Source organism: Sphingomonas sp. LT1P40 (assembly GCF_036663835.1).
Classification (GTDB): Bacteria; Pseudomonadota; Alphaproteobacteria; order Sphingomonadales; family Sphingomonadaceae; genus Sphingomonas.
Genome location: NZ_JAXOJT010000002.1, coordinates 76,524 through 87,364, shown reverse-complemented (window position 1 = coordinate 87,364; position 10,841 = coordinate 76,524). Strand labels below are relative to the sequence as shown.

At 63.7% G+C, this 10,841-nt stretch carries 6 protein-coding genes; 3 read left to right on the top strand and 3 right to left on the bottom strand.

Annotation, left to right across the window (positions count from 1 at the left end; genetic code table 11):
- Positions 1-8 precede the first annotated feature (8 nt).
- From U1702_RS11800 to U1702_RS11790, 3 genes are read left to right on the top strand one after another with little or no spacing between them, the layout of a single operon-like run.
- The gene (locus U1702_RS11800; protein WP_332724843.1) at positions 9-2,945 is read left to right on the top strand and encodes a TonB-dependent receptor; all 2,937 of its coding nucleotides are present in this window, start codon (positions 9-11) and stop codon (positions 2,943-2,945) included.
- Positions 2,945-4,183, top strand: a complete 1,239-nt coding sequence (locus tag U1702_RS11795) for an alginate lyase family protein (RefSeq protein WP_332724841.1) — start codon at positions 2,945-2,947, stop codon at positions 4,181-4,183. The genes U1702_RS11800 and U1702_RS11795 overlap by 1 nt, the downstream gene beginning before the upstream one ends.
- On the top strand, positions 4,180-5,349 hold the full coding sequence (locus tag U1702_RS11790) for an alginate lyase family protein (protein WP_332724839.1): 1,170 nt from the start codon (positions 4,180-4,182) through the stop codon (positions 5,347-5,349). Before U1702_RS11795 ends, U1702_RS11790 begins: the two co-directional genes overlap by 4 nt.
- Here the strand turns inward: U1702_RS11790 and U1702_RS11785 are convergent.
- From U1702_RS11785 to U1702_RS11775, 3 genes are read right to left on the bottom strand one after another with little or no spacing between them, the layout of a single operon-like run.
- Positions 5,335-6,264 (bottom strand): alpha/beta hydrolase, encoded by a 930-nt coding sequence (locus U1702_RS11785; RefSeq protein ID WP_332724837.1) that lies wholly within the window; start codon positions 6,262-6,264, stop codon positions 5,335-5,337. The two genes, U1702_RS11790 and U1702_RS11785, sit on opposite strands and share 15 nt — an antisense overlap.
- A gap of 11 nt (positions 6,265-6,275) precedes the next feature.
- Positions 6,276-9,344, bottom strand: a complete 3,069-nt coding sequence (locus tag U1702_RS11780; protein WP_332724835.1) for a TonB-dependent receptor domain-containing protein — start codon at positions 9,342-9,344, stop codon at positions 6,276-6,278.
- 48 nt (positions 9,345-9,392) lie between these two features.
- A complete protein-coding gene (locus U1702_RS11775) occupies positions 9,393-10,730 on the bottom strand; it encodes a dicarboxylate/amino acid:cation symporter (protein WP_332724833.1) in 1,338 nt (445 codons plus the stop codon).
- Between the last annotated feature and the right edge of the window lie 111 nt (positions 10,731-10,841).

Genomic DNA, 10,841 nt, shown 5'->3' with positions numbered 1-10,841 from the left:
GAAGAAGAATGTCGCAAACGAAGATGATGGTCCGGGGAAGCCTGCTCGCGTCGGCGGCGCTGGTCGCGGTCGCGCCGGCATGGGCACAGGATGCGCCGGCTGACCCGGTTGCGGCAGCAGCCGACGAGACGACGGGCGGCGAGGAAATTCTCGTTACCGGTGCCCGCGCGACGCAGCGCACCTCAATCGAGTTCAAGCGCAGTGCGGACGTCGTCGTCGATGGTCTGGTGAGCGACGAGATCGGCGCGACCCCGGATAATTCGGTCGGCGACACGCTGGAGCGGATCACCGGCGTCTCGGCGGATCGCTTCAAGGGCAATGCCAATGAATTGTCGGTTCGCGGCCTGGGTCCCACGCTCAGCTTCTCGACGTTCAACGGACGCGAAGTCTCGACCGCTGGTCCCGACCGTTCGGTCGCGTTTCAACAGTTCCCGTCGGAGCTGGTCAACGGCGTGCTGGTGTACAAGACGCAGCGCGCCGACTTCCTTGAAGGCGGCGTCGGCGGCATCATCGAGTTGCGTTCGATGAAACCGCTCGATTACGGCAAGCAGCGCATCCAGTTCGAGATTCGTGGCGACTTCCAGCCGAAAGACGACGACGTCTACCAGCATGACGGCCTCGGCTATCGCGCCAATTTCTCCTACACCGACACCTTCTCCACCGGCATTGGCGATATCGGTTTCACGATCGGCTATCAGCGGCAGGACACGACCGCGCCGGAAGATTATTACAACACCAATTCGGTGTTTCAGCCGTGCAACACCATTGCCAACAACTCCTCGGCGGTGACCGGTACTGCGGCGGCGCTGGTCGCGTCGGGGGCCGGCGCCAACTGTGCGCTTGCCACGGGTCCACGGTCGGTCGCGCCAAGCACCGGGGCAACGCCGGTTGTGGTCGGCGAGACGCGCGGCGACGTGTATTTCGCCAACTCCTCGCGCAGTTTCCGCACGCAGCAGACCTCCGAAGTGCGCGACGGCCTGATCGGTGCGCTGCAATGGCGGCCGCATGCCGATTTTGAAATCTCGATCGACGGGCAATATTCGAATCGTGCCAGCCTGGAGGACCGCAACGTCCTGCAGATCACCGAGGGATTGCGCGGTCTGCAACCACTCGTGGTCGGCAATGGCAGCAACGGTTACAGCACCGGCGCGCTGATGAGCTATCGCGGTAACTCGAACCTGGAGAACCAACTCGAAACGCGGCAGCGCGACGAGGAATATATGGGCGGGGGCGTCAGCCTGATCTGGTCGCCGGATCGGTGGAACGTCGCGTTCGACGGTTCCTATTCACGCAGCCACCGCACCGAATTGCAAAAGCAGACGCGCATGCGATCGAACCGCCGCGTCGCCTATACGCTGACCTATGAGGACGACAATGTCGTGCCGGTGGTCAATTTCGACAATTACGACATCACCAACCACGCCAATTTCATCACCACCGCGAACAACTCGGTCTATGCCCGCCGCCGTTTCGTCACCGACCGCCAGGACGAGATTCTGGCAGGCCGCCTCGACATCACGCGCGAGTTCGACGGGTTCCTGACCTCGGTGAAGTTCGGCGGGCGCTTCTCAGATCACAAGCGCACCAACGACAATGCCCGCAACAACGATCTGAACACGATCCCCGGCACCGCGGCACAGGTGACGGCGATTATCAGTCAGGCCAACCTGCAATGCCGCGTGCCTTTCACGACCAGCTCGTACATGGCGGATACCGGCACCAACGTCACGAGCTGGGCGACGTTCGACAATGACTGTCTGTTCCGCACCTTTACCGGCAGCGACGACGCGTTGCCGGTCCCTGCGGACGGGCGCGATCCCAGCGACATCGACGTGCAGGAACGCATCTATGCCGCCTATGCGATGGCCAATTTCCGGTCGGACGAGGGCAGCATTCCGTTCAGTGGAAATGTCGGGCTGCGCTGGGTCAAGACCGACATCACCTCGGTCGGCTTTCGTCAGGCCTATCGTCTGACCATCGACACGGTCGGCGACGACTATTCGATCGCGGTCGATCCGACGCAGCCGCTGTTCACCAATACCACGCGGGGCAGCTACAACTACTTCCTGCCCAGCGCCAATATCGCGTTCGATCTGTCACAGGAACTGAAGCTGCGCCTCGGTGCCTATCGCGCGATCGCGCGTTCGGGCATCGAGAGCTTTGGTGCGGGTATCAGCCTCACCCCCACGGTCGATGCCGCCGGCGTCAACAACATCATCTTCAATGCCACCACCGGCAATCCGAACTTGAAGCCGTTGCGCGCGTGGAATGCCGATGCCAGCCTCGAACTCTATGCGTCGAAGGATACGCTGGTTTCGATCGCGGGCTATTATAAATGGGTCACCGGCACCGTGATCGGCCGCTCTGAACCCCGCCCGACCGACATCACCGTCACCACCATCCGTGACGGCGGGGCACCGACGACCGAGACCTTCACGATCAGTCCGGTCGGCCCGGCCAACGATCTCGAAACGCGCCATCTCTATGGCGTCGAGGCGACGGTGAGCCACGCCCTGACCTGGCTGCCCTCGCCGCTCGACGGGTTTGGGTTTCAGGGGTCGGTCAACCGCGCCTTCGCCAATTTCGAATATCCCGATACTTCGCCGATTGCCGCCTATCTCGATCCGGCGAACCTGATCGGCCTATCCAAATGGACGGCGAGCGGATCGGTCTATTTCGAGAAATGGGGCCTCTCGCTGCGCGCAAACCTCCGCTACCGCTCGGACTATTACAAGCCCAATGGCGGCACCAACCGCGAGATCCGCGACGGCACTTATGTGAACCTGTCAGCGCAATATAATCTGACGAAGAACGTCCAGCTGAAGCTGCAGGCGCTCAACGTCACCGGCACGCCCGACGTGATGTACAAGGGCGGGTTCGACAGCATCACCGAAGTCTCGAACAGCGGTACCCAGTACTTCGCCGGCTTCCGGGTGCGCCTGTAATGCAGCTTGGCTGGACCACCCCTCTCTCGGTCCTTGCCGCCACCGCCGCCATGGGTTCGCCCGTGGCGGCGGCTTTTCCTTCTGCGCCGGTTGGCGTGTGCAAGGGTAGCGAGGGCTATGCCGCCGCATTCGACGGTCGCCGCACCTTCACGCTGCGTCCGGACGCGCTCAACGCGATCAAGGCGGCGCTGCCGGGCGATCCGGCGCTCACCGAAGCCTATCGCGGACTGATCGCCCGTGCCGATCAGGCATTGGCACGCAAACCTGGGTCGGTGATGGACAAGCGCACCATCCCGATCTCAGGCGACCGCCGCGACTATCTCAGCATCGGCCCCTATTGGTGGCCCGATCCGGCTAATCCCAAGGGTCCCTATGTGCGCCGCGACGGACAGGTGAATCCGGAACGCGACACCAACCGTTTCGATCGCACCGCGCTTGGGCGGATGGCGAGCGATGCGGATGCACTGGGGCTGGCCTATTTCTATAGCGGCGACCGTAAATACGCCGATAAGGCGGCGGCGGTGATCCGCGCATGGTTCATTACGACCGAAACCGCGATGAACCCCAATATGAACTATGCGCAAGCGGTGCCGGGGCGTGAGAATGGTCGCGCGGAAGGGGTGCTTGATACCAGCGCGTTCATCGCGGTGATCGACGCGGCGGGGCTGATCGGCCCGACCGGCGCGCTGACGGCGGATGAGATCAAGGTGCTCGAAAGCTGGTTTTCGCGCTATATCGACTGGATGCGCAGCAGCCCCAATGGCAAGGCGGAAGCCGCCGCCCGCAACAATCACGGGGTGTGGTACGATGCACAGATCGCGCGGTTTGCCTTGTTCGCGCGGCGGCCCGATGTGGCAATGCACACGGTCGATGCATTTCCGAAAGACCGTATCGCGCGCCAGATCGAACCGACCGGTGCATTGCCGCACGAACTCGCTCGCACCCGCAGCTTTCATTATTCGCTCTACACGTTGCAAGCCGCCTATCACGTCGCCGACAGCGCCGCGTGCCTCGGCGTCGATCTTTATGGCTATGCCGATCCGAAGGGGCGCTCGCTGCGCAAGGCGACCGATTTCGTTGCACCCTATCGCGGGCGGCAGGCCGAGTGGCGCTACAAGGAAATGACCTGGCCCGCCGACGGCCTCGACGATCTGCTGACGCGCGCCGATGCGGCATGGGGACCGGGTGTCTATCCGCGCGCGGCGAAGGGCGATGTCGTGCTCCGCTATCGCCGGTGAGGATCGCACGCCGCGAATTGCTGGCCGCCGCGCTGCTTGTGCCAACCGCTGCAATCGCGGGGAAAGCCAGATTCGACATCCCCGCAATCGAACGTCGTCGCGTCATCCCTCGCGCCCTCGCGCTGCTCGATGCGATGCCGCGCACGATTGCCGCGATCCCCGCCCCGCGCAGCCCCGGCGGGCGGCAAGACTATTATTCCGAGGGCGACTATTGGTGGCCCGATCCGAAGAACCCGGGCGGCCCATACATCCGCCGCGATGGGCGTTCCAACCCCGACAAGTTCGATGGTCACCGCGACGCGCTGATCGCTTTCGGTCGCATCGTGCCGATGCTCGCGGTCGCTTGGAAGCTGACCGGCGAGGCGCGCTTCGCCACCGCTGCGATGCGGCACCTGCATACATGGTTCGTCGATCCTGCCACGCGGATGAACCCGCACCTCAATCACAGCCAGGCGGTGATCGGGGTCAACACGGGTCGCGCAATCGGCGTGATCGACACGCTCCAGATCATTGAGGTCGCGCGCGCCGCGACGTTGTTCGCTGAAAGACGGGCACCCAGTTATGCCCGCATCCGGGCAGGGGTCGAGGACTGGTTCGCGCGCTATCTCGACTGGCTCACGACATCGCCGTTCGGGGTTGCGGAGCGCGACGAGAAGAATAATCACGGTAGCTGCTGGCTGTTGCAAGCGGCCGCCTTCGCCAGCGCAACGCGCCACACAGCCACCCTGGATGCCGCACGAACGCGCCTCAAAACCACGCTCATCCCGACGCAGATCGCGCCGAATGGTCGCCAGCCGCTCGAACTGGCGCGGACCAAACCCTATGCTTATTCGCTGTTCAACCTCGATGTGTTGACGACGAGCGCGTGGTTGTTGTCGCAGCGTGACGGCGATCTGATCGGCTGGCGCACGCCCGATGGCCGCTCGATCGCCGGGGCCATCGCTTTCATGGCGCCTTATATCGCGGACAAGCGCAAATGGCCGTTCGCCAGGGACATCGAATATTTCGACGACTTCCCGGTGCGGCATCCGGCGCTGCTGTTCGGCGGCATCGCGGCGAAGCGACCGGACTGGACCGCGCTCTGGCAACGGCTCGATGCCGATCCGGTGGTGCCCGAAGTCGTCCGCAACTTCCCGGTACGCCAGCCCTTGCTATGGCTTGACTGACGTCGCGGCGAACCAGCCGTTTCTAACGCCCCAGCTGTAGAACAGGCCCGGCCATGCCGCCACCGGGGTGCCGGGCTTGCCCAGTCCGAAGCTATGCCCGCCAGACTCGAACAGATGCATTTCGACCGGTCGCCCCGCCGCCTGCATCGCCGCCTGCATCCGCTTGCTATGCTCCACATTGGCGATCGGATCGTCCATTGCGTGCGCCAGAAAAACCGGCGGCGTCGCGGGCGTGACATGCGCCTCGACCGAGAAGGCATTGCGATAAGCGGGCAGCACTTTCAGCTCACGCGCCGTGCGCGTTGTGTCGATCGGCGTGCGCATCGAGACGACCGGATAGATCATCGCGGTGAAATCGGGCACCGCGCTGATCCGGTCGGTGGCGTCCGCGGGGGCATAGAAATCAAACGCCCCGCGCGTTGCCAGCGTGCCAGCGAGATGCCCGCCCGCCGAGAAACCCAGCACGCCGATCCGCTTCGGATCGATACTCAGTCGCTTTGAATTGCTGCGCAGCAATCGCATCGCGCGCTGCCCGTCCTGAAACGGCGCATCGGCGTTCCACCCGTCACCGGGCAGGCGGTAATAGAGTACGACTGCTGTGATCCCGCGTGCCGCCAGCCACTTCGCGGTCGGCACTGCCGCACTGGCGATCTGGATACGGAAATAGCCGCCCCCTCCGATCACCAGCACGGCTGCGCCATTGGGCTTGGCGGGCCGAAAGATCGCCATGCGCGGCACCGTGACGTTCGTCACCGCACCTTCGCCCGCACCTGCTTTGCCGACCTTCTCCGGACCCGTCGGCGCGCCGGACCCCGGCATCGCCTTCGCCCACAGGTTGAAAGTCTCGACGGGCGCGTCCTTCGCCGCCACCGGGGCGGCGAGGAACGACAGCACCAGAGCGATGAACCAGCGCATCGTCATTGCCTTCAGAACCTTTTGCCAACCGAGAAATAAAGATAGCGGCCATAGGGCACGTAGAGCGAACCCAGATAGCCATCGGCGGTAATCGGAGGCTGGGTATCGAAGACGTTTCGCGCGCCGATGCGGAAGCGCGTGTCCGCCAGCGGGCCGGAACGGACGCGATACTGGCCGTACAAGTTGAAGAACGCCTTGCCCTCGACCCGATAGGGATTGCCGTTCGCATCGAGGAAGTTGGTGTCATCCACCGACCCGACATAATTGCCGAACGCGCCGATCTGAAACCCCTTGTGGCTCCACGTCAGCGATCCGGTGACGCGCCATTTGGGCTTGCCGCGATCCTCGATCAGGTCGCTGGCGTCGGTCAGCGGGGTGGCGGGGTTGATCGTCCCGGCGCTGCGCGCGTCGAACAGCGCCTGTACCGCCGGCGGTGTCTGGCGCGAAAATTTGGTCAGGCGCGCGGCATTGAGCGCGACGTCGAACCGGCCGAAGCCGGTACGGACATTATAAAGGATCGCCAGATCGACGCCCTGTACCGTCTGTGGCAGCAAGTTGGTGAACTGGTCGTTGATGCGCGTCACCGCGCCCGCCGCTGCCAGTCCGGTCCCGGCGAATACCGGGGTGTCGTCGCTGGTCGGTGCGGCGCGGATGACGTTGGGATTGCTCGATCCCTGAAGCCGCAACAGATAGTCGAGTACCAGCGCATTTTGTGCGCCGAACTGGCCAACGATGCCGGTCTGCTGGATCGACCAGAAATCAGCGGTGAGGGTGAGGCGACCATATTCCGACGGAATGAACTTTGGCTCGATCACCGTGCCGACGGTCCAGTTGGTGCTTTCTTCCGGCTTCAGATCGGGGTTGCCGCTGATGAAGATCGAGTAGCTGACGCCGCGCGCGCATGCCGAGTAGTTGGCGATGCGGTTGGCGCGCAAATCGGCTTCGCACCGGTAAAAGTCGGTGTTCGATCCGAGCCGGGAATAAGCGACGGTCTTTGTCTGCTCCAGATTCGGCGCACGGAAACCCTGTGACCACGAACCGCGCAGACGCAGCCCATCGACGATGTCCCATGCGGCGGCGATCTTCGGCTTCGCCACCGATCCGAAGTCGCTGTAATTCTCGAACCGCCCGGCCAGCTGCACGTCGAGCCGGTGGATCAGCGGCACGTTCATTTCGGGCGAGATCACCGGGACTGCCAGTTCGGCGAAGGCCGAAAGCACGGTACGGCTGCCGCTGGTCGAGGGGGTCGGACTGACGGCGGCGGTGTTCGACAAATTGGTCTCACCGGTCACCATGTCAGTAAAGGTAATCTGGCCATTCAGATTGGGATCGCGGATATCCTGCTGCGTCTCGCGCCGTCCCTCGACTCCGAAGGCGATACCGAGATTGCCGCCGGGGAGTTCGAGCAGCCGATTGCTGGACAGCTTGAAATCGCCGAGCAGCAGGCTGGTCTTCGATGTGCGGACGAGGTTGAAGCTGATCGCGTCGATCGTCGCCGCGCTCGCGGGCGAGCAATCGCCGAGCGAAGGCGTTGCCGAACAGCCGCCGCTGAACGGGTTGTACGCGTCCGGCGTCGACAGCGCGAGATTGCGCTGAAGCGCGGTCATATCGATCGCGTTCGAGCTGTCGCGCGCCTGTGCCTCCGAATAGAGCAATGCGCTGTCATAATCGAAGATGCCGATCTCACCGCGCGCACCGATCAGGAAGCGCGACTGCCAGTTTTCGACATCCACCACCTGATTGCCGGCATCGACGAAGCGATAGGTGGACAGGCGCACCGGCAGGCCGGCGGCGGGCACGTTGGTCAGGCCGGGAATGCGGTTCGGATTCGCTTGGCCGTTGGCGAAGGTCACCGGGCCGAACGGGTTCCAGTAATTCGACGCCGGAATGACGATCGCGTTGAGGTTGATCGTCGGCGGCTGAATGCGTTGCGTGTCGGCGAGATAATAGCCGAGCTCGGTATAAAGCTCGATCTTGTCGCTGACTTCGTATCGGCCAGTGAAGAACGCGTTGTAGCGGTTGAACGACGGCGTGACGGTGGTGCCGGGACGCGTGTCGAACCGCTCGGACCGCAACGTCGTCGCGGTCGCGCGCGTGCCGGTCCCATAGCAGACGTCGGTGTTGATGGTGACCGCGCAGCCGGGGTTGAGCGCCGATTGCGTATGGAACGCGCCCGCCGACGATGTCAGCGCCTGATTGCCCGGGCTGCGGCGGATCGTGCCGGGGCCGCCGACCACCGCGAGGTTTGCCCACGGACTTTGCGTGGCGCGCCCGTCGGCGGTCAGGTTTCCGGCAAATGCCGGGTCGTTGGCGAAGAACGACATCAGATTGTCAGTCGCGGTATAGTCCTGATCCTCGGCGAATTGCGCGGTGCGCTTCACGTAATTGACGAACAGCGAGAAATTGCCGCGACCCTCGTCAAACGTCTTTCCGACCAGTGCGGTGCCTTCATATTCCTTGCGGTTGGTGCCTTCGGCATAGCCATAGCGGAAATTGAGCTCCGCGCCGTCATAGTCGCTGCGCGTCACCGTGTTGACCACGCCTGCTACGGCATCGGAGCCATAGATCGCCGACGCACCGTCGCGCAGGATCTCCAGCCGCTCCAGCCCGGCGACGGGAAGCGCGTTGGAATTGTAGCCCAGCACCGGCACGTTGCCGTCGCCCGCCTGGCTGGTCGGGTGATTGACCATGCGGCGGCCGTTGAGCAAAGTCAGCGTGTTGCCGACGCCCAGATTCCGCAAATTGATCGAATTGACGTCGCCGCGCGCCGCGTTGCTGGTCTGCGGGTTGTTCGCTTCGTTGAAGGTGACGTCGCCTGCCTGCGGAATCGATCGGATAAGATCGTCGCCCGACAGCGCGCCGGTGGCATCGATCTGATTGCGGTCGATCACCGATACGGGGAGGGCGGTGATGTCGGCGCCCTTGATCTGGCTTCCGACCACGACGATTTCCGCCGGCACCGGTTCTTCGGCTTGCGCCTCGGTGGCAACGCCATCCTGCGCCGCCGCCGGAATCGCAATCATCAGCGCGATCAGCGCGGTGCCGGTGCGCAGTGCGAATTGCCTGTTGCGGTCGGTCATCTCATACTCCCCAGTTGCGGGGCGGGTTCTGCGTCCCGCGCCCAATGTTCAGTCCGGATCGGTTTCCGCCGCGACCCTTGCCGGGGCGGGTGAAGGCTCGGCGTTCAAGGCGCGTGCGAGCGCATCGCGGTCGAGCGCATTGTCCCAGCGCGCGACGACGATCGTCGCCACCGCGTTGCCGATGAAATTGGTGAGGCTGCGGCATTCGCTCATAAAGCGGTCGATGCCCAGGATCAGCGCCATGCCCGCGACCGGCACCGACGGCACGATCGACAGCGTCGCGGCCAATGTGATGAAGCCCGCGCCGGTGACGCCCGCCGCGCCCTTTGACGACAGCATGGCGATCAGCAGCAGCGCGATCTGGTCGCCGAGCGACAGGTCGACATTGCACGCCTGTGCGATGAACAGCGCCGCCAGCGTCATATAGATGTTGGTGCCGTCGAGGTTGAACGAATAGCCGGTCGGGACGACGAGGCCGACGACCGATTTCTTGCACCCGGCGCGTTCCATTTTGTCCATCAGGCTGGGCAGCGCGCTTTCGGATGAGGAGGTGCCGAGCACGAGCAGTAATTCGGCCTTGAGATAGCGGATCAGCTTCAGGATCGAGAAGCCCGACAGGCGCGCGACGGTGCCGAGCACGACGAGCACGAAGATGAGCGACGTGAGGTAAAAGGTCGCCACCAGTCCGGCGAGATTGGCGAGCGATTCAATCCCGTATTTGCCGATGGTGAAGGCCATCGCCCCAAACGCCCCGACCGGGGCCGCGCGCATCAGAATGCCGACGAGCTTGAACACCACCAGCCCGACGCGCTCCAGCATGTCGCGCACGGGTGCTGCGGGCTCACCGACGATCGACAGCGAAATGCCGAACAGGATCGACACGAGTAGCACGGGCAACAGCGAGTCACCGGTCAGCGCTGACAACAAGGTCGTCGGGATGATCGCCATCACGAACTCGACCAGGCTGCTGTCCTTGGCTTTTTGCACATAATTATCGACCGCGCCGGTATCGAGCGTGGCGGGGTCGATGTTCATCCCCGCGCCCGGCTGGATGACATTGGCGACGATCAGGCCGACGATCAGCGCGAGGGTCGAGAAGAACAGGAAATAGGCGAACGCCTTGCCCGCGACGCGGCCGACCGAGCGCAGCTCGCTCATGCCCGCGATGCCGGTGACGAGGGTTAGGAAGATCACCGGGGCGATAATCATCTTGACCAGCTTGATAAAGCCGTCGCCCAGCGGCTTCAGCGATTCACCCACGCCGGGCCAGAAATAGCCGATCGTGACCCCAGCCGCGATGGCGATCAGGACCTGAACATAGAGCTGCGTCCACCATCCGCCGCGTGGCGGCGCGGGCTCCGCCGCATAATCGAGTGCAATCGCCATTTCAGTCCCCTCCGATGCGCCGTTCGCGGCGTCATCTGGCCGCGGTTCACGCGACAGCAGGGTTATCGTGGATAAGTGCGTTGCGCCCCAAGTTTCTGCGGAGAATAAAGC